Origin of the sequence: Vreelandella songnenensis, from assembly GCF_003002925.1 — a bacterium.
Taxonomy (GTDB): domain Bacteria; phylum Pseudomonadota; class Gammaproteobacteria; order Pseudomonadales; family Halomonadaceae; genus Vreelandella; species Vreelandella songnenensis.
The window spans coordinates 233,359-255,778 of the sequence record NZ_PVTK01000005.1; the positions used below are offsets into that span (position 1 = coordinate 233,359).

The following is a 22,420-nucleotide window of genomic DNA, read 5'->3' on the forward strand; positions in this document are numbered from 1 at the left end:
CGGTCAGCCCTTTGCCGATGCGCTGTCAGTGCCGGGCCGGGGTTTTATGCTGGGGTCGCGAATTTCATCGTTGTAGTTGGCAATAAACGAATTCAGCGTTTCTTCGATAAAGGACGGCAGGCGACGCTTGGTGATCAGCGAGATGCCTTCCAGCACCATGTTCATGGTGATCAGGCGCTCTTCGGTACGCCGTTCAAGCTTGACGGCAATCGGCTTGAACACCAGATTGGCCAGCAGAATGCCGTAGAACGTGGTAAGCAGCGCCACCGCCATGCGCGGGCCGATCACCTCAAGATCACCGGCGTCCATGACTTCGAGCATGTTGACCAGCCCCACCAGCGTGCCAATCATGCCAAAGGCGGGCGCGTAGGTGGCCATCGTACGAAATATCTGCGCCTCGGCATGCTCCCGCGCCTTCAGGCGGGCAATCCGCCAGCGCAGCATGTCGAAAATTTCATTCTCTTTGGTATTGGCAATGACCAGCTGAATACCGGTGCGCAGAAACGGATTGCGGGTATGCTCGAGCGCTTTTTCCACGGCGCGCACATCGCCCTTGAACCACAGCCGTGACATGGCAACCAGCTCGTTGATGTCGTCGCGGGCATAGGTGTTCTCACGTCGGAATACCAGGCCCACCAGGCGCACGACGCGCAGCACTTCCTTGAGCGGATAGCTGATGAACGTAGCCGCCAGGGTGCCGGTCACCACGATCGCCAGACCCGGCAGGTTAATGAAACTTTCCGGCGACTCGGCGGTAAAGAACAGCACGCTTATCAGCAGCAGAATGCTGGCGAATATACCTATCAACGTAGACGGGTTCATCAACGGCTCCTCGCCGGTTGGTGTAAGTGAGAGTGGCAGTTCAGCCAGCGTCGTTCAGGCGAGCCCGCAAACGGCTGATGGCCTGGCTATGCAGTTGGGAGACCCGGGATTCGGTAACACCCAGCACGGCACCTACCTCCTTGAGGTTCAGCTCCTCCTGATAGTAAAGCGCCATCAGCAGCTTTTCGCGCTCCGGCAAGGCGTCGATTGCCGCCACCAGCGTCTCACGCTGCTGATCACCCAGAAGTTGATCAAACGGCAGGTTGCCGGCATCAAAGCTTGCCGGCTCACTACCATCGGCCACCAGCTCTTCAAAGGGCAAAAGCTGGCCGCTGTTGGTATCGTTGAGAAGCTGCTGATACTCGTTTAGCGGCATATCGAGATCGCGGGCGATTTCGCCCTCTTCAGGTGGGCGTCCCAACTGCTGCTCAAGCCGGCGGATAGTGTCGTCCACTGCCCGCGCCGCGCGCCGGACGCTGCGCGGCAGCCAGTCCCGGGTACGCAGCTCATCCAGCATCGCCCCGCGAATACGCTGGCTGGCAAAGGTGGCAAAACTGGCACCCTGGGTCGCATCGAAGCGGCTGAGTGCTTCCAGAAGCCCCACCGTGCCCGCCTGGATAAGATCGTCAAGTTCAATGCTTGCCGGTAACCTGACCTGCAGCGTTAAGGCATGACGTCTCACCAGGGGCATGTACTGCGTCAGTAGCTCACGCTGTTGGATCCTGCCTTGTGCTGTGTACATCTTATGGCCTCGCGGCTATACAACTTTCACTGGTAGTTCACAATGACTTGCAGCCCTTGCACGCGTACTGGGCGCTGGCCTGGACGTAGCGCAAAGCGAAAACGCAGCGGCGCATCCGCCTGCCTGCCCGCAAGCGCGGTAACGGTCCCGCGCATACCGGAAAGCGCAACACACTGCTGGGGATGACAGAGCCAAGCGTTGACGACCTCCCCGGGCGGTGCATCCAGACGCCAGTGTATCCGGTCGATAACCCCCCCATCGAGAGATACACCGGGCGGCGGCGTGACCGGGTGGCTGACGCTCTCCCGATCGCTCATGGCGACCATGACGCCGGGCACCTGGGCACTCCAGCTGCCTGCCGCATGGGTCGCGCCGACGAACGCGATAAGCCAAGCGCAACTCATTACCCTTAATATCCAGCTTAGCATGCTTGTTGCATCCTCAAGATAACGGTTCCGACAAAATTACGCCGCCCAAGCCGCTGATATATACCGCATTCAGCGTGCCAGCAAGAGAAGATCGGTAGCCAGGTAGCTGGCGGCGGCGGCGCGCAGGTTGCTCAAGAGCCCCTGTCGTCTTACATTCGGCTCATGTAGCGCCAGCAGACGCTGTGGGCCACCATGCTCACGCGCCAGACGCAGGGCGCGGTACATCTGGGCAAAGGCATCGGCATCGCTGCTGATCCACAGCGCCCAACGGGCATGCTGCGCCGTGAGCCGGGCAAGCTCGGGGGCATCCGGATCAATGACATGGATCTCCCACGCCTCGGGGCTGCCAGCCCACTTGCGACCCAGCGTCGACCACTGCCCCAGGCGTTGCTTTACCTGCGCGCGGGTAAGCGTCCCCCGTCCCGCCGGGCCAATGACCCATAGCGGTTTCAACGGCGCAGGCGGTGTAATGGCCAGGGGTGCGATGGGCTGAGGAGCGCCGCTGGATACTTCGGGCGATAGTTCGCTCTCAGGCGCTGCTTGACTGGCAGGCACGGGCGTCATGGGCGCAAGACTTTCTTCAGCAAGCTCTTCGCCACCTTGCTCCTGCTTCATGCGCTGGGCATCCGCCCATTGGCGAAGGCCCGCCGCCTGGTCCTGACTCATACGCCTACCTCGCGACTGACGCTACCCAACTGACGAATGGCGTCCCGCGCCATGAAGGCGTAGACCAGCGCATCCAGCATGGCCGTATCACGACGCTTGCGGCGAGTGCCCAGCAGGTTCAGCAGATCGGTACGCAAAGCCAGCGCGGCCTCATCAGAGGCGTTATCCAGATGACTGACCACCGCCGCCACGCCACTGGCCATCAACAGGCGCACCTCGGCGCTTACATCACCGCTATCGGCTTCCTTGAGCTGCTGCCAGGCGCGCTTGGTCAACGCCGAGAGCCCCTCGCTTTGCAGTTGGGTCGTTAACAGCGGCAGTACTTCGCCACCCAGCCGCGCAGGCGTGAGCCAGTAGCGCCGGGCAACCACCTTGGCGCTTTCCGGATCGCGAATCTCGCCGTACCAGGCCGTCAGCGCATCGCCGGCGTCGCCATGCACTTCAGCGTAGGCGTTCCATAGCTGCATGGCCTGGCCGCGAAAGCGAACATCAACGCGGTGGCTAAGTGTGCTGTCATTGAACAGGGCACGCAGCGTGGAGCGCTCGCCGTGGAAGGATACCCGCTGGGCAGGGGCCGCGAGACTGACCCAGGTCAACGCCTGCGCATTTAACCACTGCCGGGTGTCGAAATCGGGCAGCACGGGCAGCAGGTGCGCGCGTGTGCCCGAGCGCTCGTTCTGGGCTTCCAAACGGGCCTGCCAACCGGCGGGCTGGCGGTGCTGCAACGCAGGCAGCGCAAGCCAAGCGTCTTGCTCGTCGATACCCATATCCGGCATGGCCCAGTCACAGCCGCGCTCGTTGCGCCGCGCCGACCAGGCCGTGGTGGCAGCCGGCAAGGGCTTGGCAAGCAACGCATCCAGCTGGCTGTCCTGCAGGCCGCCGGGCAGTGCGCCGATATCCCACACGGCTTCCAGCGCACCAAAGCCGGTCATGCGCTGGCGTAACCGGGTCAGTAGCGATGACAGACGCCGCCCCTGGCCCAGCACATCCCGCGACCAGCGCGGCATGCTGAGCGGAGCGGCAAGCCCTGAGCGCGTGCTGACCGGGGCCTGGGTTTCAAGCGCTTGATGGATCAGCGCCCTGGGTGTGGCCACACTCATGTCTTCGGGCACCTGCTGGCCATGCGAGCTGAACAGCACGCGCATGCCATGGCGGATGACGATATCCAGCACCGGAGCCAGACGGCCCGCTTCGTCCTGCTTGGTGATGATGCAGTCATCGAGCTCGGCGCCTGCCGCCCGGGCCGCCTGACGATAGCGCAGCACCACTTCTTCCAGGGTTTCCGGCTGGCTGGCGGCATTCAGCAGCAGCACCAGGCGAACGCGGGAGTGTCCGCCCTGAAGGTGGGCAATCTGTTCGATCACGCGCTGATCGCGCTGGCTCATGCCCACCGTGTCGATCATGACCCACTGCTTGCCCTGCAGTCGGTTGAGCAGATCATCTACCGGCTGTTCGGCATCGAGCGCATACATGGGCGTATCCAGCAGCCGGGCGTAAATGCGCAGCTGTTCGTGGGCACCGATACGAAAACTGTCGGTGGTTACCAGCGCTACCGGGCGAGTGCCGTGGCGCATGACGAAGCGTGCGGCAAGCTTGGCGGTGGTGGTGGTCTTGCCGACACCGGTAGGCCCTACCAGGGCGACAATACCGGTCTGGTCGAAAAAGCTGGCTTCATCATCGAGCACGTTAAGTCGACCGGCCAGCTGCTGGCGCAGCCAGGCAAGCGGCGCATCGCTTTGGGGGTCAAGCGCTTTGAGCGACTCGGGTAGCCCCGAAAGTATTTCGTCACCCAGCTCGGCGCTGAAGCCGACCCGTGCCAGCAGCTCACTCAGCTGTGCCTGGGTGCTCGTGGCCGCCGGGGCCGACGCTACGGGCTGCGCTGCCTGCTGGCGGGTCAGCAGTGCGCGCATATCCTGCATTTCCTGCAGCAGTCGTTCGCTCATGGCCTGCAGCGGATCAGGCGCACTCACCGGTTCGGCCACCGCCATCGGTGGCGTGGGCGTGAGTTCAGCGGCGTCGACCGCGTCATCGGCCATGGCCAGAATTTCCACGCCTTCATCAGTACGTCGATTGGCCAGAATCAGGGCGTCATCGCCCAGCGTCTCACGGACCTGGCGCATGACATCGCGACTGTTTGCTCCAATAAAACGCCTAACGCTCATGGCTTACCTTTAATGTGTCGAAATAATCGCTGCGTGTGGCCGCCATGCTTAGCGGCCCCCGACCAGCGTGGTAACACGCAGCGTTCGGTCATCTGGAATTTCGGCCTGGGACATCACGACCAGATGGCGCATCCGGCGGCGCAGAAAGCGCGAGAGCACGCCGCGCAGCGAGTGCTGGACCACCAGCACCGGCGCTTCGCCGCTCGCTTCGTGACGCTCCAGCGCTTGATGCGCCTGGGTCATCAGGGTATCTGCCAAACCGGGCTCCATCGCGCCGTTGCCGTTCATTGCCTGAATCAACACCTGCTCAAGCTGGGCATCGAGTCCCATCACGTTGAGCGTCTCCTGGCCGGCAAACCACTGCTGGGTAATGGCGCGACCCAGACCGATACGCACCAGGGCCGTCAGTTCGCCCGGGTCTTTCTGCTGGCCGGCATACTCGGCCAGGGTATCCAGAATGGAGCGCATGTCACGAATGGAGACATCCTCTTCCAGCAGGTTTTGCAGAATACGCTGCAAGACGGTGAGCGAAATGGCCTTGGGCACCACTTCCTCGACCAGCGATTTCTGATCCTCGCCCAGCTTATCGAGCAGCTTCTGGACTTCCTGGCGCCCCAGCATTTCCGGCGAATGGCGGTGCAGCAGATGATTCAGGTGCGTGGCAATCACGGTGCTGGCATCCACCACCGTATAGCCATAGACCTGGGCATGCTCACGCTGGTTGGTATCGATCCACACCGCCGGCAGGCCAAAGGCGGGGTCTTGGGTGGCCGTGCCCTGAAGCTCACCGGAAACCTGGCCTGGGTCGATGGCAAGCCACTTGCCCGGCTGAGCGTCGGCGCGGCCAATTTCTGCGCCTTTCAGTGAAAGCACGTAGGCGTTGGGGGAAAGCTCCAGGTTGTCGCGGATATGCACCACCGGGGGCAGAAAGCCGACTTCCTGAGCAAATTTCTTGCGCACGCTCTTGATGCGTCCCAATAGCTCACCTTTCTGGCGCGCATCCACCAGCGGAATCAGGCGGTGGCCGACTTCCAGCCCCAGCGTATCCACCAGTTGAACATCCTCCCAGCTGGCCTCGGGCGTCTCCTGGGTGACCGAGGGCGCGGTGGCGATCTCTTCCTGTACCTGGGTTTTCTGCTTATGACGAATCAGGACCCAGGCCAGCCCGCCCAGCAGCGCGGTAAACAGCAGAAATACGAAATTGGGCATGCCGGGCACCATACCCAACAGCCCCAGGACGACGGCGGCCAGAATCAATACCTGAGGATTCACGAACAGCTGGCTGAGCATTTGCTGGCCAATGTCTTCGTTCGTGTCGGTACTCACTCGAGATACCGTGACACCCGCGGCCGTCGAGATCACCAGCGCCGGAATTTGAGCGACCAGGCCGTCACCAATCGCCAGCAGCATGTACGTCGTGGCGGCGTCGGAGAACCCCATATCGTGCTGCAGCATGCCTATCATCAGCCCGCCGATGATATTGACGACCATGATCACCAGGCCGGCAATGGCATCACCGCGGACGAACTTGCTCGCACCGTCCATCGAGCCAAAGAAATCCGCCTCTTGAGCGACCTCCGCGCGACGCTTCTTGGCATCCTCTTCGCCAATCAGGCCAGCATTGAGATCGGCATCGATAGCCATCTGCTTACCGGGCATGGCATCCAGCGTGAAGCGCGCTCCTACCTCGGCAATTCGCCCGGCGCCTTTGGTGATGACCATGAAGTTGATGATGACGAGGATCAAAAAGACCACCAGGCCCACGGCGAAATTGCCGCCCACCAGGAATGCTCCGAAGGCTTCGATAACCTTACCGGCGGAGGCACCGCCCAGGTGGCCCTCCATCAGCACCACCCGGGTCGAGGCGACGTTAAGTGACAGACGCAGCAGGGTGGTAAAGAGCAATATGGATGGAAACGCCGCAAAATCCAGCGGCTTACGTGTAAACATGCTGACCATCAGCACCATGATGGCCAAGGCAATATTGAAGGTGAAGAGTAGGTCGAGCGCAAAAGGGGGCAAGGGCACGATCATCATGCCCAGGATCATCAGAATCAGCAGCGGCCCGACCAGCAGCTTCATGCGCACATCGCTCATCCAGTCGCGCTGACCTATTAGCTGACTAAAACCTTTCATGGTTGTTGCGCCTCATTACCACCGGCGCCATGCCCGGGGCTTTCCAATTCCGGTGGAACCGGCAGATTATCGGGAGTTGGGGGCACCTCGCCTCCTTGTTGTGCAACGTGCTTCAGGCGATAAGCCCAGGCCATGACCTCGGCCACGGCGGTATAAAGCTCGGCGGGCACTTCGGCGTCCAGGTCCACATGATGGTAAAGCGCGCGCGCCAGCGGTGGCGCCTCCAGCCGCGGAATCCCTGACTCGCTACCCAGCTCGCGAATACGCGCCGCCACGGCGTCCGCCCCTTTGGCCACCAGACGCGGCGCGCCCATACTGCCTTCCTGGTACATCAGGGCCACGGCATAATGGGTCGGGTTGGTAATGATAACGTCGGCCTGGGGTACCTTGCTCATCATTCTGCCCCGCGCCATGGCCTGCTGCTGCTGACGGATACGCCCTTTCACATGAGGGTCGCCCTCGGACTCCTTGTGCTCGCGCTTGATCTCTTCCTTGCTCATGCGAAGCTTCTTGGCATTGCTCCACAGCTGAAAAGGTACGTCCATGAGAATCACGACAATCAGCGAAAACACCATCAGTCCGGCGGCCTGAGCGGCCATGTTAAGCGCTCCGGCAAGGGCCTGCTGAATAGGCTGGTCCATCAAGGACAGAAACTTGCCGATATTGAAGTACAAAAACGCCGAGGCCACGCTGCCGATCAGTACCGATTTGGCAATCGCCTTGGCAAGCTCGATAAGCGCCTGAGAAGAGAAGATGCGCTTGACGCCTGCCACCGGGTTAAGCTTGGAAAACTTGGGCTTCATGGACTTGGCGGACACGATCCAGCCGCCCAGCAGCGCCGGCGACACCAGCGCGACCACCATAAGCAGCAGAAACAGTGGCGTCAGGGCAATCAGCGTTCGCTGGCCCAGATCCAGCGCATTGACCAGCATGGGCATCTCTTCCATGGCCTGGCGCCGCTCGAACAGAAATGCCTGCTCCATGACCATGCCCAGCTGGTCATAAAGCATCATGCCCATACTCCACAAACCAACGACGCCGCCCAGCAGGAGTAGAAACGTGGTGAGCTCGCGGGAGCGGGGAACCTGTCCCTCTTCACGGGCTTTTTCTCTACGCCTGGGCGTGGCCTCTTCGGTCTTTTCCTGATCGCTATCGTTATCTGCCATGCTGCTACCTGGCCCGCTTAGCGGCTCACCATAAATTCAGCCGCCCCAGGGGACGGCTGAACAAAGCGCTTATTCTGCCAGAGGCAGCTAATGACAAAGTCTTAATAACGCCGCATTAAAAGCCTAATTCGTCCAATAAGTCGTCCACCTGGTCCTGACCTGTCACGATATCCGGCGCATTTTCCCTGATTTGCGGGCCGTTCAGGAGCTCTTCACTGCGCCGGGCGTTATCGTTCTTCCATTGATCCTCGGCCTTGCGCTGCATGGTTTCACGGGACTGAACACCGGGCACGTTATCGATTAGCACCCGAACGAGCTGGTGTTCGATCTCGCGGATCACATCCATCATCTTCTTGATGACCTGGCCGGTCAGGTCCTGAAAGTCCTGGGCCATCATGATGTCAAGAAGCTCTTTATTCGTGGCCGCGGTGATCGCCGGCACATCGCTCAAATAAGTGCGGGTTTCCTTGACCAGGGTCTTGGCATCGTCAAGATCCTTGGGTGCCTCGAACCACTCGGCCCACTGTTTATCAAGTCCTTCGGCACGCTCGGCGAGCTGGTCCTGAAGCGGCTGCGCGCGATCAATGGCGTTGAGCGCCCGCTCGGCGGCCTGTTCGGTCATGGTGGCAACGTAGTGCAGCCGGTCCCGGGCGTCTGGAATGGCTTCAGCCGCTTTTTCAATCTCTTTGTCCAGCCCCAGCTCCCGCATATTGTCACGCAACATGCGGGTAAGCTTACCGATGCGATGAATTAGATCTTCAGCGACTTCCTCGGATGTCTGGGCAGAACCTGTCTGCTCGTTCTGACTCATTACGATGTCTCCTCGCTGACCGAGCCCAAAGGCCCAGCCGCTTTATTTACCCATTTTCTCGAAGATTTTGTTCAGCTTCTCTTCCAGGGTAGCGGCAGTGAACGGCTTGACTACATAGCCGTTGGCGCCCGCTTGAGCGGCCGCAATAATATTCTCTTTCTTGGCTTCCGCCGTCACCATCAACACCGGCAAATGCTTCAGGCCTTCATCCTGGCGAATCTCTTTGAGCATTTCCAGGCCATCCATATTGGGCATGTTCCAGTCTGACACTACAAACTCGAAGCTGCCGGCGCGTAGCTTGTTCAGCGCGTCCTGGCCATCCTCGGCTTCATCAACATTGGTAAAACCCAGCTCTTTCAGCAGGCTGCGTACAATCCGGCGCATGGTAGGAAAGTCATCGACTACCAGGAAGCTCATGTTCTTATCGGCCATTACTCATCCTCTATTTAATGCGCGTCACAAGGTGACGGTTTACTCAGTCAGGGTTAAAAGGCTTCCCACTCTTCATGATCACTGTGGCTTTGCACAGCGCGGGTCGTGGGAGTAGCCGGTGCGGTTTTCTTGGTCATCTTGGGAAGTGATGCTGATGCCCGCGGCGGCAAGGCCGCGTGTTGAGGCGCCTGATTGCCAAGCAGCTTGAACACGGCAACGGCCTCTTCCAGCCGGTTTGCCTGCTCCTCCAGCGAAGCGGCCGCAGACGACGCCTCCTGCACCAGTGCGGCGTTCTGCTGCGTTACCTGGTCCATCTGGCCTATCGCGTGGCCTACCTGCTCGATGCCATCGCTCTGCTCTTGGGAAGCGGCAGAAATCTCATCCATGATATCGGTTACCCGACGCACGGCGGTGACCACTTCTGCCATGGTGGAACCGGCCTGCTCAACGAGCGTCGATCCCTGCTTGATCTGGGTGACCGAGGCATCGATCAGCGTACGAATCTCCTTGGCAGCATCGGCACTCCGGCTGGCCAGGTTACGCACCTCACCGGCCACAACGGCAAACCCACGGCCCTGCTCACCGGCCCGCGCAGCTTCAACCGACGCATTGAGCGCCAGAATGTTGGTCTGAAACGCAATGGAGTCAATTACGCTGGTGATATCAGCCACTTTTTGTGAGCTGGTGGAAATACCGTGCATGGTCTGAACGACCTGATCCACCACCTGCCCACCGTGCTCCGCCGTGGTCGAGGCATCCGCCGCCAGTGTGCTTGCCTGGCGAGCGTTATCGGCATTCTGTTTCACCGTGGCGGTCATCTCTTCCATGCTCGCCGCAGTCTCTTCAATCGAGGCGGCCTGCTGCTCGGTGCGTGAGGAAAGATCCGCATTGCCGCCGGCAATCTCACGGGTGCCATGGTGGATTTCCGAGCTGCCCTCCCGCACTCGCATGACGATGGCCGTCAGGTTTTGCTGCATGACCGCCATGGCGGTAAACAGTCGGCCAATTTCGTTGTTGCCTGCTTCAGGCAGCGGCTGGGTCAGGTCGGCTTCAGCGATCTTGTTCAGCCGCGCGACCGCGTCATTGAGCGGTGCGGTAACCGTACGCCGCAAACCCATATAGATCAGCAGGGTAATCAAAAGCGCAAGCCCCACAGCAATCGCACTGATGAACGAAAAGAGCTGCCCCTGCTCCTGCGCTTCGCTGCGAATGTCATCGGTTCGCTGAAAGCCATAGTCGGTAAATGCGGTTGTGCTCTGGGCAAGGTCGGCCAGCGGCTCGACCAGCTCATCACGGAGATCGTTATAGGTATTGATATCCATCTGCGCAAAGCTTTCGTGCTGCTGCTTGACCAGGGCAACCACTTCCTGGAAGTCGGCTATCAGCTCAGCCCCCAATACCTCGCCCTGAGGCGTACGCGGCGTAGACGCAAATTTCGCAAAACGCGTTTCGGCACGGCTGATACGATCCCCGGCAATCGCCAGTTGCTCATTGGTTCTGCGCATCTCGCCAACCATCATGTAGTTCGACGCGATCTCCATAGCCAGCATGGCCTGGTTGAGCAGTGAATCCGCCCGGTTGATCTCGTTGAGCTGGTCGCCGCTGATTCGGCTGTAGATGGCCAGATTATCCTGTGCGTTACGATCAGATACAAAACCTATTCCAGCCGTCACCACAATCAGCGTGGCAAAGCAACCAAGCGCCGCTATGACAGCCGCATGAATACTCATATTGCGCAGTAAACGCATCATTGGATCACTCCCCAGCAAGCATTATTATGTAAGAAGGTTTAAACCCGCTGAGCGCGGCCAGAAGCCGCTACCATTGCCATCAGACGAGCAGGAATGTCATCAAGGGCGGCGACTTCAACCGCCCCACCTACGGCAATGGCTTCGCGCGGCATACCAAATACCACGCAGCTTGCCTCGTTTTGTGCGATGGTCGGTGCGCCGGCATTACGCATTTCCAGAAGCCCGACGGCGCCATCCTTGCCCATCCCTGTCAGAATCACGCCGATGGCGTTTCGTCCGGCGTGCTCGGCCGCGGAGTGAAACAGCACATCCACGGAGGGACGATGGCGATTGACCGGAGGGCCACTGTCCAGGCGAGCCACGTAGTTCGCGCCACTGCGCACCAGCTTCAGGTGCTGGTCGCCGGGCGCAATGTAAGCGTGTCCCGGCAGTACGCGCTCACCGTCGGTGGCCTCTTTCACCGTGATGCGGCACAGCCGATCAAGGCGCTCGGCAAAGGAGCGGGTAAAGCCACCAGGCATATGCTGGGTGATCAGGATGGCCGGGGCGTTGGCCGGCAGCGGCTCAAGCACGGCGCGTATGGCTTCGGTTCCACCGGTGGACGCGCCGATGATGATCAGCTTTTCACTGGACACCAGCGGCGCCTTCAGCTGCGCCGGCGGCGGGGTATTCTTGTGGCGCGCCTGACGCGGGCGCGAGCGCGCCGCGGCACGCAGTTTTTCAGCGATTTCGTTGGCGTACTCCATCATGCCGTTGCGAATGCCCAGGCTTGGCTTGGCCACGAAATCCAGCGCGCCCAGCTCAAGCGCGCGCAGGGTGATTTCCGAGCCGCTCTGGGTCAGCGATGACACCATCAGCACCGGCATAGGCCGCAGGCGCATCAGGCGCTCAAGAAAATCCAGACCGTCCATGCGCGGCATTTCAACGTCCAGCGTCAGTACGTCGGGGTTGTGCTGCTTGATCAAGTCACGCGCAACAAGAGGATCAGGGGCTACGGCAACCACTTCCATATCGGGCTGTGAGTTGATAATTTCGGTCAGCAGGTCACGAATAAGTGCCGAATCATCGACACACAACACTTTGATCTTGGCAGCGCTCAAAGCACGCCTCCTCTTGCAATTAACGCCTGATGTGCAGCTTCATGAGCGCGGGCTTCCACGCCTTTAAAGTCTGAAAAGCACGACAATGGCCTGGATCAGGCCCGGGTATATACCGTCTGGCCACGCAGCTTGAACGCGTCGCTGATATACGAGAAGTTCTCGGAGTGCCCGGCAAACAGCAGCCCCTCCGGCTTCATCAGCGGCGCAAATCGCTTGAGTATCTTGGCCTGCGTTTCCTTGTCGAAATAGATCATGATGTTGCGACAGAAAACAGCGTCGAACGGGCCTTTGACCGGCCACTGGGGCGCCAGCAGATTCAACGGTAAAAACTCGACCAGTTCAGACACCTCCGGGCGTATGCGGGCAAGGCCCTGCTGCTGACCGGTGCCCTTTTGAAAGAAGCGCTTGACCCGCGCCTCGTCGAGTTTGCGCACCTGCTCCAGGGGATAGATCCCCATCCGCGCCTTGCTCAACGCGTCGGTATCGATATCCGTGGCAATCACTTTCGACTGGGCCGCCTTGGGGCCAAGCGTCTCCAGCAGCGTCATCGCCAGCGAGTAGGGCTCTTCCCCGGTGGAAGCCGCCGAACACCAGATGGTGACCGGGCCCGGCTTGTTGCGAATATGCTCAGCCAGTAGCGGAAAATGGTGCGCTTCCCGGAAAAAAGCGGTGAGGTTGGTGGTCAGTGCGTTGGTGAACGCCTCCCACTCCTTTGCTTCGGGCTGACGCTCCAGGCGGACAAGATAGTCGGTAAAGCGCGTCATGTTGTGATGCCTTAGCCGCTTGGCCAGCCGGCTATACACCATTTCACGCTTGTGCTCTGCCAATACAATGCCCGCGCGCTGATAAATCAGCTCACGGATGCGAGCAAAGTCAGCATCCGTCAGCACCAGATCACGCTCGATCTGGTTGCCAGACGCCCACTGGCTGGCGTCGATACTCCTTTCGCGTTGCTCAGTCAAAATGCTTCCCATTCCTCTACAGGTACCGCTTGGCGCCGCTCAGAAGGCACGGATGGCGACGTGCGCTCTGCAGGGCCAGCGAGCCTGGACGTCTGTCTGGCAGATGATGTGTCTGTGACTGCCAGAGACGACCCAGCGCGTTGGTGATTGAGTCGAAACGCTTCGACCGAGAGCGCGAGCATACTCGCCTGCTGCTCCAGCTTAACGGCCGCGCGTGCTGTTTCTTGAACCCGCACTGCATTTTGTTGCGTGGCCTGATCCATTTCGGTCACGGCCTGATTGACTTCGGCGATGCCACTGCTTTGCTCTTTAGACGCAGCGGAAATTTCATGCATGATATGCGTCACGCTACGCGCGGCTTCCGCTACTTCGCCTATGGCGGCCTCGGCCCTCTCGACCAGTCCGGCGCCGGTCGCTACTTCCTGGTTGGAACCATCAATCAACCCACGGATTTCCTGAGCAGCACCAGCGCTGCGCCCCGCCAGTTTCCTGACTTCCTCGGCCACAACCGCAAACCCGCGACCGTGCTCACCGGCGCGTGCAGCCTCGACCGAGGCATTCAGCGCCAGAATGTTGGTTTGAAACGCAATGGAGTCGATGACATTGATGATATCGGTCATCTTTTGCGAGCGTTGCGTGATGCGCTGCATGTTTTCCACCAGCTGCGCCATGAGTTCGCCCGTTTGCGACACCTGCGTAGCATTATTATCGGCAAGTCGGCGAGCTTCTTGAGCATTCTCGCTGTTTTGCCGCACCGTTGCTGTCATCTCTTCCATGCTGGAGGCCGTCTGCTGCAGCGAGGCCGCCTGCTGCTCTGTACGCGAGGAGAGCGCTTCGTTACCGCTGGCGATATCCTGGGCGGCGGGAGTGACGATATCGATCCCGCCCTTCACATCGCCGATGATACTGCTCAGGCTTTTACGCATCGCATTAAGCGAGTCGATGAGCTGACCCACCTCATCATGCCGGCGCTTGGGCGCCATCGCCGCCAGATTGCCGCCGGCAATCTGCAGGGTAAAACGCGAGGCGCTTTGCAGCGGCCGTACAATGGCACGCAGCGTTACCAGACCGATCAGAATCAGTACCAGCAAGCCGATACCCAGCACCACCGCCTGAAAGGTGATAATTGTGGTTTGTGTCTGTCCGGCCTGGCTTGCCATGGCTTCAGCTGCCAGCTGCTTCTGCCCGATCAGTTGATTGACGATTTCGGACAATGCCCGGCCTTCACCCGACATGACCTCAATGATAGCGTCCAAGCCGGTAAAAGCCTGGTAGGTCTCTTCAGCCTGCAAAACGCTCGCGCCCTGGCTCATCCCTTCGTCCAGAAACGCCTGAAGCTGTTCGTTGAACGCAGTGGCCAGCGGCGTGGCATTCACCGGGCGTGAGTAGTAGGCCTGCCACACGCTGGCGATCTCTTCGGCGCGCTGTTCAATGGTCTGGCCTATATCAAGGCGCTGATTGATCAAGGCCATGCGTTCAGGCTCGATCAACTCCTGGCGCGTTTTGGCAATCGCCTGATCGATTTGCTGTAGCCTGACGACGTCGCGCAGACCATCACTATTGAGCCGCTCAAGGCGTTCACTTGAAGCGTTCAACCCGTAAAGACCCAGCCCGCCGCTGACCAGCAGCAGCGCCGCCGCGACTAACACCATGCCCACCAGCTTGGCGCGCACGGTATTCAATTGAACCCGCTTCAGGCGCTGCACCATGCCGCGTTGACGCAGGCGCCCCTTATCCAGATAGAGCCGCTTGCCGCGCCCTTCACGTATCTCGGTATACGCCTGTTCGGCGCGCTGAATAGCATCGCGCGAAGCCTGAACGCGCACCGAGGCGTAACCCACCACCTCATCGTTCTCGATAATTGGCGTGACGCTGGCATCGACCCAGTAGTGATCACCGTTCTTGCACCGGTTCTTGACCAGCCCCCGCCAGGTGTCGCCGGCTTGAATGGTTTGCCACAGGTTCGCAAAGGCGGCCGACGGCATGTCAGGATGTCGAATCAGGTTATGCGGCGCGCCCAGCAATTCGTCCTTCGTGAAGCCGCTTATCTGGATAAATGCCGGGTTTGTGTAGGTAATACGACCTTTCAGATCCGTGCGGGAGACTAAAAAGTCGTCTTCCTTCAACTCAACTTCGCGTTGAGAAACAGGCTGGTTATTGCGCATTCTTGTGCCCTGTATTGTAAGTATTCTTGGAATATTGGTACGGGTAACTGCTTAGGGCCTAGAAGGACTCCCAGGCGTCGTGCTCTACCACCTTGGGTGCAGCAGCCACGCGTGACGCGCGAGGTGCCAAAGAGGGGCTCATAAGGGTGGTGGAAACAGGCAACGCGGCTTTAGGGGTATGGGTATTAGCTACCTGAAAGCGCTCGACGGCACTTCTCAGGCGAGCCGCTTCGCTTTCAAGCTCATTGGCGCTGCGCGCGGCGTTTTGAACCAGCTGGGCATTTTGCTGAATCACCTGATCCATCTGCGCAACGGCCTGATTGACCTGAACGATACCGTTGCTCTGCTCTTCAGAGGCGGCCGCAATGTCATCCATGATATCGCTGACCCGCTGTACGGCATCCACTAGCGCCTGCATGGTTTCACCGGCCTGGTTGACGCGCTGGGTGCCGGCATCCACCTTGCCAAGCGAGGTGTCGATCAGGGTACGGATCTCCTTGGCGGCATTGGCGCTGCGGCTGGCCAGGCTACGCACTTCCTGGGCAACGACGGCAAAGCCTTTGCCATGCTCACCGGCACGGGCAGCCTCGACCGAGGCGTTGAGCGCCAGGATATTGGTTTGAAAGGCGATGTTGTCAATAACGGTGATGATATCCGCTACCTGATGGGAGCTTGCGCTGATTTCCTGCATCGTTCCCACGATGCCACCCACCTCTTCACCGCTGCGCCGAGCCGTCAGCGTTGCGCTCTGTGCCAGCTGGCTGGCCTGACGCGCATTGTCGGCGTTATGGCCAACCGTTGAGGCGAGCTCCTCCATGCTGGAAGCCGTTTCTTCAAGTGAGGAGGCCTGCTGTTCGGTGCGGGAGGAGAGATCGTTATTGCCGCTGGCAATCTGTTGGGAGCGCTCAAAAATGGTGGCGCCACTACTGCGAACGACGCCGACAGTTTCCGATAGGGAAGACTGCATATGCGCCATGGCAACGTATAAGCGGCCGATTTCGTTATTGCCGGGGGCCGTAATCTGCTGGCTTAAATCACCCTGAGCCATATGCTCGAAGTAGCCGACCAACCGGTCAAGCGGTTTCAGCACATTACTCGTCACACCCCAGATCACGATCACTACGGTGGCAACGGTGACCAGTACGATGGCTATCAGCATCCAGCGGATACGCGCTGTAAAATCGGTAAACACTGCCTGTGATGCCTGGCCATCGCCAATCGCCTGCATGATGGCCGCACCGTGCTGCAGCGCGTAAAAACCGATGCCGCACGCCACAATCACCAATAGCGAGAAGGAGGCCAGTACCAGCCCCCAACTGAGTCGCACGGTCATGTTACCCATTACCTGCCGCATTAGCTGTGTCACCCTTGTGTCTCCCAACACAACATTACTCACAGGCGTTGTCCTTAACGCTTGGGTCGTCTTGTTTTCGCTTGAAAAGACACGCTCCCTGTGTCTTTTCGATGATGTATCGATTGAACGATCAGCGGTTGCTGGTGCTATCCACCAGCGCCATTTCTTCACTGGTCAGCAGCTTGTCGATATCGACCAGCACCAGCATGCGATCATCCAGACTGCCCAGGCCGCTCAGGAAGTCAGAGGAGAGCGTGACGCCAAACTCAGGCGCGGGCTTGATCTGTTCAGGCGTCAGCGTCATGACGTCAGAAACGCCATCCACCACGATGCCTACGACGCGATCTGCCACGTTGACCACGATCACCACGGTCTGACCACCGTACTCGACGTTTTCAAGGTGGAACTTGATGCGCAGATCCACAATGGGCACGATGACGCCACGAAGGTTGGTCACGCCCTTGATAAAGTCAGGCGCGTTGGCAATGCGAGTGACGTTTTCGTAACCCCGGATTTCCTGCACTTTCAGGATATCGATGGCGTACTCTTCTTCACCTAACGAAAACACCAGGAATTCGCGGCTTTCGGCTTCGGCGGCCATTACCGCCCCATTTGTTGCCTGACTCATGACGGCTCAGCCTCCTTATAAAAAGAGAGATGTTGATTATTGACGATTTTGCCCGCTTCTTTCTTGACCCTGCTCAAGCGGTGCAATCCTGTGATATCCAGAATGAGGGCCACACTGCCATCTCCCAGAATGGTGGCGGCGGAGATACCCGGCACCTTGCGATAGTTGTCTTCCAGATTCTTGACCACGACCTGCTGCTGACCGATCAACTCATCGACCAGCATGGCGTAGCGCCGTCCTTCACCCTGCACGATCACGGCGATACTGCGTGTCGGATCGGTAATCGCATTTTCCACATCCAGTACTTCGTGGATGGCAATGACCGGTAGATACTCGTCACGCACCTTGAGCACAACGTCATCACCGGCCATGGCATACATGTCGTCCTTGGTCGGCTGAAGGGATTCAAGCACGGTAGAAAGCGGCAGGATAAAGGTCTCGCCGCCGACCTTGATCGACATTCCGTCCAGAATCGCCAGCGTCAGCGGCAACACGATGCGGGTGTTGGTGCCTTCGCCTTTCTTGGACTGGATTTCGACGCGCCCGCCCATGCCCTGGATATTACGCTTGACCACGTCCATGCCCACACCACGTCCGGAGACGTCGGTCACTTCCTTGGCGGTCGAAAAGCCCGGCGCAAAAATCAGCTGATAGACTTCTTCGTCGGTCATGGTATCGGAGACACTAAGGCCATTTTCCCGCGCCTTGGCCAGCAGCCGGTCGCGGTCCATGCCCGCGCCATCATCGCGCACTTCAATCAGGATATTGCCACCCTGGTGACGTGCCGACAGAATAAGCTTGCCGGTACGCGGCTTGCCAAGCGCTTCCCGTTCATCGGGCATCTCGACGCCATGGTCCAGGCTGTTACGCACCAGGTGGGTCAGAGGGTCGGTAATGCGCTCGACCAGACTCTTGTCAAGCTCGGTGGATTTACCCTCGGTGATCAGCTCGATCTCCTTGCCAAGCTTGCCGGCCGTGTCACGTACCACGCGCGGGAAGCGGCTGAAGACAAACTCCATGGGAATCATGCGGATCGACATGACCGCTTCCTGAAGGTCGCGGGCATTACGCTGCAAAAGGCTCATGCCGTTCTGCAGCGAGCTGTTCCCCACCGACTGGTCCTCCAGGTCGCTGACCGTTTGATCGAGCATTGACTGGGTGATGATCAGCTCGCCCACCAGGTTGATGATCTGATCGACCTTGTCGACGGATACCCGAATCGAAGAGGATTCAGCCGCCTTCTTGGGCTTGGCGGCAGCTTCTTTACTGGCCGCCGCCGGGGCACTGGCTTTTACAGCGGGCTTAGCGGGCGCCTGAGCGACAGCGGCAGGTGCGGCCTCGACAGGCGGCGCTGAGGCCGCCGGCGCGGTGGCCTGGACGTTTTCAGCCGCCTTGATCTCGATCTGGTCGGGCTCGATGATAAAGCACATGACTGCTTCGATATCATCGGCGCTGATATCCCCCTGAAGAATGACCTCGTAGCGCTTCTCGTCACCCGACTGGGATTGAACCTCGCCCAGTTGCTCAAGCTCTTCGACCAGCAGCGTCCGGTCCTTGTCACTGACGTTGAGCAGGGCGACTACCAGCTGATTTCCAGCGGTTTCGCTTGCAGACTCTGCGGACTCTTCTGCCTTGAAAAGCGGAGCAGGGGTGGCCGCCGGCGCTTCCAGCGTTTCACCGATCTCTTCTAGGGCGATTTGCTGTAAGGTCTGGCAAATTCTTTCGTACGCCTCTTCGTCGGGCGCTTCCTCGTTGCGGTAGGCATCGAGTTGCTCGTGCATGATGTCTTTGGCCTCTAAAAAGGTATCCACGAGGTCGGCACGCAGCGTAAGTTCGCCTTTGCGTGCATGATCCAGCAGGTTTTCAAAAATGTGCGTGGTCTTCTGCAGCACGCTGAAGCCAAAGGTGCCGGCTCCGCCCTTGATCGAGTGCGCGGCGCGGAAAATAGCGTTTAGCTGCTCGCTGTCCGGGTTATCGACGTCGAGCTCAAGCAAGTGCTGCTCCATATCGGCGAGCAGCTCTTCAGCCTCTTCAAAAAACGTGTCAAAAAAGTCCGCTATATCCATGCACCACTCCACTCTAACGTCATATTTTTCTCACCAGCCGGGATCATTCCGACATATCGTCCGGTGAAGTATCTTGTGGCAGCTCTTCTACCAGTTCATTAGCAGAGGTAGGCGTTGAGACATCAGATCTCATGATGCCAGGATTGCGAATCGCCTCTGCGATTTCAGGCAGCAAAACGACAAGTTCAATGCGCCGATTGACCGGATCGGTTGGCCCGGTATCAGGCAGCAGTACGCGATCGGCAAAGCCCGATACACGCAGCAGTTGATCGGGATCGAGTCCTCCGGCAACGAGCTCCCGACGTGAGGCGTTGGCGCGATCATTGGACAGCTCCCAGTTGCTGTAGCCTCGGTAGCCACCGGCGTAGGGCACGCTGTCAGTGTGCCCGCTAATGCTCAGATCATTGGGCAGCTCGTTTAACAGCGGCGCTATCGTTCGCAGCAGATTGCGCATATAGGGCGCCACCTGGTCACGCCCCAGCTCGAACATGGGCCGCTGTTCGGTATCCAGCAGCTGGATACGAAGGCCTTCACGCGTCAGGTCGAACCGCATCTGATTGCGCAGCTGGCGCAGCTCCGGGTCTTGCTCGATGGCCCGCTCGATACGCTCTTGCAAGTCAGTGAAAAAGCGCTGCTCCTGCATACTTGGACGCGTATGCTGCATCACATCTATGCGCGCCCTTTCGCCATCACTATGAGTGGGGTCCGGACCGCCCCCCGGAATCACGCTGGTACTGCCAGAACGGTCGCCACCAGTAATCGCCGTTACCAGAGGCGTGCTGAAATACTCCGCCACGCCGCGCCGGGTCTCCTCACTGGAAACGCTTAGAATCCACATCACCAGAAATAGCGCCATCAGCGCGGTCATGAAATCCGCAAGGGCAATTTTCCAGGCGCCACCATGATGCGCATGCACCACTTTCTTGCGCCGGATGATAATCGGACGCTTATCGCTTCCCTTGCTCATGCACCACCGGCCTTCTTGGCATCTTTCACGTAATCCTCAAGCTCGGTGAAGCTTGGGCGTTCAGCGGTATAGAGTGCCTTGCGGCCAAACTCGACGGCCAGCTGTGGTGCGTAGCCGTGCAGACTCGCCAGCAAGGTGATTCGAATGCACTGCATCATCTTTTCCACTTCCTGGGTTTGGCGTCCTGCATAGCTTGCAATCGGGCTAATAAAGCCGTAACCCATCAAGATACCCAGGAAGGTGCCTACCAGCGCGTGAGCAATCATTTCCCCCATCTGCTGAGCACTGGCGTCGGCATAGGTAAGTGCCTTGATAACTCCCATGACCGCCGCCACGATACCGAAAGCGGGCATGGCATCACCCACTTTTGCGATGGCATCGATGGGCACGTGAGCCTCTTGCTCAAAGACCTCGATTTCGTGCAGCATGAGCTCGTCAATTTCCATGGGCTCCATGCCGCCGCTTACCATCAGACGCAGGTAATCCGTCAAGAACGTCATGACCAGAGGATCAGCTAATACGCTGGGATGCTCTTGAAAAAGGGGGCTTTCCTGGGGGTTATCAATGTCCCGCTCTATGCCCAGCATTCCTTCACGGCGGATTTTCGACAATAGCTTGTACTGCATTGCCATCACTTCCATGTAAAACGCTTTGTTATATTTTTTGGCTCCCTTGAGCCGGGGCAGAAGCTTGAAGGTAGCTTTAATCGCCTTGATGTTGTTGGCCGCAATAAAGGCACCCACGCCAGCGCCGCCGATAATGAGCAGCTCAAGTGGTTGGTACAAGGGGCCCAGGCTGCCACCTGCCAGCACATAGCCACCAAATACACATAACAAAACGACTACATAGCCTAGAAGTATCAGCACAAGCAGGGTCCTTGCGGTGTTTTAAGTATCAAGTGGGGGGAACTAAAAGTTAGCCATCGGCTCTGATGGTCAGGCATCGTTCCAGCTCAAGCACAATTTAGCGCCATCATACTAGGGCTAATGTACAGTTTAATTAAAAAGTACCACCGCCTTTTGCCGCTATCTATGCGTTAAAGACATGCTTGGCATCCTGCTACCCGGCATCGTCAGCGCTGTTTTTATCCTCTTGGGCACGCTGCGATTTACGCGTTTTCCCTGCTCTGGAGGGTGGCTGACAGATGCCACACACGTAGTCTCGCTCAGGGCTGTGCGCATGCGCGACGAAGTGTCCTTTACAACGCGTGCATTTATTCAACTGCAGCAGGTCGCTTTCGAAAAAGCGCACCAGCGTCCAGGCGCGTGTCAGTCCAAGTACCGGCTCTGCGCCTTCCAGCATCATCTGCTCGTCGTAAAGCCGATAAGCTTTTACAAACGCCTCGATTCGTTCGCAGCGCGTATTCTTTCGCAGGCTGGCGTAAATATTGTAAAAAAGCGATGAATGAACATTAGGCAACCAGGTAATGAACCAGTCAGCCGAAAAAGGCAGCATGCCTTTGGGCGGCGACATACCACACACTTCTTTATAAAGCTTGATCAGGCGGGTACGGCTTAGCTCGGTCTCCGTTTCCAACACCTGCAGGCGTGCCCCCAGCTCTATCAGCTCTATTGCCAGCTGCACCTGATGCATTTCATCGACCAAACTTTTCTGGGTCACCCCTCACCCCCTGGCGGCAACGACTCAAACGTATCGCAAGCCAGCAGTAGCGATGCGTGTAAACCAGCCAATCCCTGATCACGCGGGTTCTGGGTAACCTGACGCAGGCGCTGCGCACTGGTTTGACTAAACCGGCACACCAGCTGGTTGGTGCGTGCAAGTTTCGTCAACTGGCGCGCACTGAGCGTCGCTAATAGATCGGCCACGTCGCTATCTATCTTTAAGCGAAACAGCGCCGCTTCGCGGTCTTCACTTAAAAGGCGCTGCGCGAGAAGCAAATAGGCTAAGTTTATTTCTTGAATTTCATCGAGAAAATTAGTGTGACTCATAGTGTTCCATCAAATGGCACAGGCGCTATCTTGTAAACATTATACGGACGCCCTGATGAATTTTTCCTTACTCAACATCATGGTTGCACACTATATCGGTATTGGCTACGTGG

Annotated in this window: 20 protein-coding genes; all 20 read right to left on the reverse strand. The window is 58.7% G+C overall.

Annotated elements, in window-relative coordinates:
- Nucleotides 1-3: 3 nt before the first annotated feature.
- The 20 genes from B0H98_RS10515 to flhD all read right to left on the reverse strand — a co-directional run bounded on the left by B0H98_RS10515 (nucleotide 4) and on the right by flhD (nucleotide 22,307).
- Complete coding sequence (locus B0H98_RS10515) at nucleotides 4-822, reverse strand: motility protein A (protein WP_106375007.1); 819 nt, start codon at nucleotides 820-822, stop codon at nucleotides 4-6.
- A 40-nt stretch (nucleotides 823-862) separates the two neighbouring features.
- Nucleotides 863-1,564, reverse strand: coding sequence for an RNA polymerase sigma factor FliA (locus B0H98_RS10520; RefSeq protein ID WP_106375008.1), 702 nt, complete (start codon nucleotides 1,562-1,564; stop codon nucleotides 863-865).
- 26 nt (nucleotides 1,565-1,590) lie between these two features.
- The gene (locus B0H98_RS10525; protein WP_244183082.1) at nucleotides 1,591-1,968 is read right to left on the reverse strand and encodes a flagellar protein FlhE; all 378 of its coding nucleotides are present in this window, start codon (nucleotides 1,966-1,968) and stop codon (nucleotides 1,591-1,593) included.
- Between the two features lie 93 nt (nucleotides 1,969-2,061).
- Complete coding sequence (locus B0H98_RS10530) at nucleotides 2,062-2,658, reverse strand: hypothetical protein (protein WP_106375010.1); 597 nt, start codon at nucleotides 2,656-2,658, stop codon at nucleotides 2,062-2,064.
- Nucleotides 2,655-4,778, reverse strand: coding sequence for a flagellar biosynthesis GTPase FlhF (gene flhF / locus B0H98_RS10535; protein WP_244183083.1), 2,124 nt, complete (start codon nucleotides 4,776-4,778; stop codon nucleotides 2,655-2,657). Before flhF ends, B0H98_RS10530 begins: the two co-directional genes overlap by 4 nt.
- A 90-nt stretch (nucleotides 4,779-4,868) precedes the next feature.
- Nucleotides 4,869-6,956 (reverse strand): flagellar biosynthesis protein FlhA, encoded by a 2,088-nt coding sequence (flhA, locus tag B0H98_RS10540; protein ID WP_106375012.1) that lies wholly within the window; start codon nucleotides 6,954-6,956, stop codon nucleotides 4,869-4,871.
- Nucleotides 6,953-8,122 carry a flagellar biosynthesis protein FlhB gene (flhB, locus tag B0H98_RS10545; protein WP_106375013.1) on the reverse strand — a complete coding sequence of 390 codons (1,170 nt, stop codon included), beginning with the start codon at nucleotides 8,120-8,122 and terminating at the stop codon, nucleotides 6,953-6,955. The genes flhA and flhB overlap by 4 nt, the downstream gene beginning before the upstream one ends.
- A gap of 115 nt (nucleotides 8,123-8,237) precedes the next feature.
- A complete protein-coding gene (gene cheZ, locus B0H98_RS10550) occupies nucleotides 8,238-8,933 on the reverse strand; it encodes a protein phosphatase CheZ (RefSeq protein ID WP_106375014.1) in 696 nt (231 codons plus the stop codon).
- Nucleotides 8,934-8,975: 42 nt separating this feature from the next.
- Nucleotides 8,976-9,365: a chemotaxis response regulator CheY gene (cheY, locus tag B0H98_RS10555; protein ID WP_106375015.1), complete on the reverse strand. Its 390-nt coding sequence runs from the start codon at nucleotides 9,363-9,365 to the stop codon at nucleotides 8,976-8,978.
- A 53-nt stretch (nucleotides 9,366-9,418) separates the two neighbouring features.
- Nucleotides 9,419-11,116: a methyl-accepting chemotaxis protein gene (locus B0H98_RS10560; RefSeq protein WP_106375016.1), complete on the reverse strand. Its 1,698-nt coding sequence runs from the start codon at nucleotides 11,114-11,116 to the stop codon at nucleotides 9,419-9,421.
- Between the two features lie 38 nt (nucleotides 11,117-11,154).
- A complete protein-coding gene (locus B0H98_RS10565) occupies nucleotides 11,155-12,216 on the reverse strand; it encodes a protein-glutamate methylesterase/protein-glutamine glutaminase (RefSeq protein ID WP_106375017.1) in 1,062 nt (353 codons plus the stop codon).
- Nucleotides 12,217-12,311: 95 nt separating this feature from the next.
- Nucleotides 12,312-13,178, reverse strand: a complete 867-nt coding sequence (locus tag B0H98_RS10570) for a CheR family methyltransferase (protein WP_106375018.1) — start codon at nucleotides 13,176-13,178, stop codon at nucleotides 12,312-12,314.
- Nucleotides 13,175-15,343: a methyl-accepting chemotaxis protein gene (locus tag B0H98_RS10575; protein ID WP_106375019.1), complete on the reverse strand. Its 2,169-nt coding sequence runs from the start codon at nucleotides 15,341-15,343 to the stop codon at nucleotides 13,175-13,177. The genes B0H98_RS10570 and B0H98_RS10575 overlap by 4 nt, the downstream gene beginning before the upstream one ends.
- Before the next feature lie 58 nt (nucleotides 15,344-15,401).
- Entirely contained in the window at nucleotides 15,402-16,685 is a 1,284-nt protein-coding gene (locus B0H98_RS10580) for a methyl-accepting chemotaxis protein (RefSeq protein ID WP_106375020.1), read from the reverse strand.
- 142 nt (nucleotides 16,686-16,827) lie between these two features.
- Nucleotides 16,828-17,325: a chemotaxis protein CheW gene (gene cheW / locus B0H98_RS10585; RefSeq protein WP_106375021.1), complete on the reverse strand. Its 498-nt coding sequence runs from the start codon at nucleotides 17,323-17,325 to the stop codon at nucleotides 16,828-16,830.
- Nucleotides 17,322-19,391, reverse strand: coding sequence for a chemotaxis protein CheA (gene cheA, locus B0H98_RS10590; protein WP_106375022.1), 2,070 nt, complete (start codon nucleotides 19,389-19,391; stop codon nucleotides 17,322-17,324). Before cheA ends, cheW begins: the two co-directional genes overlap by 4 nt.
- A 43-nt stretch (nucleotides 19,392-19,434) precedes the next feature.
- Nucleotides 19,435-20,358: a flagellar motor protein MotB gene (gene motB, locus B0H98_RS10595; protein WP_106375023.1), complete on the reverse strand. Its 924-nt coding sequence runs from the start codon at nucleotides 20,356-20,358 to the stop codon at nucleotides 19,435-19,437.
- Nucleotides 20,355-21,224 (reverse strand): flagellar motor stator protein MotA, encoded by an 870-nt coding sequence (gene motA / locus B0H98_RS10600; protein ID WP_106375024.1) that lies wholly within the window; start codon nucleotides 21,222-21,224, stop codon nucleotides 20,355-20,357. The genes motB and motA overlap by 4 nt, the downstream gene beginning before the upstream one ends.
- 193 nt (nucleotides 21,225-21,417) lie before the next feature.
- Complete coding sequence (gene flhC / locus B0H98_RS10605; protein ID WP_106375025.1) at nucleotides 21,418-21,978, reverse strand: flagellar transcriptional regulator FlhC; 561 nt, start codon at nucleotides 21,976-21,978, stop codon at nucleotides 21,418-21,420.
- Nucleotides 21,975-22,307: a flagellar transcriptional regulator FlhD gene (gene flhD, locus B0H98_RS10610; RefSeq protein ID WP_106375026.1), complete on the reverse strand. Its 333-nt coding sequence runs from the start codon at nucleotides 22,305-22,307 to the stop codon at nucleotides 21,975-21,977. The genes flhC and flhD overlap by 4 nt, the downstream gene beginning before the upstream one ends.
- Between the last annotated feature and the right edge of the window lie 113 nt (nucleotides 22,308-22,420).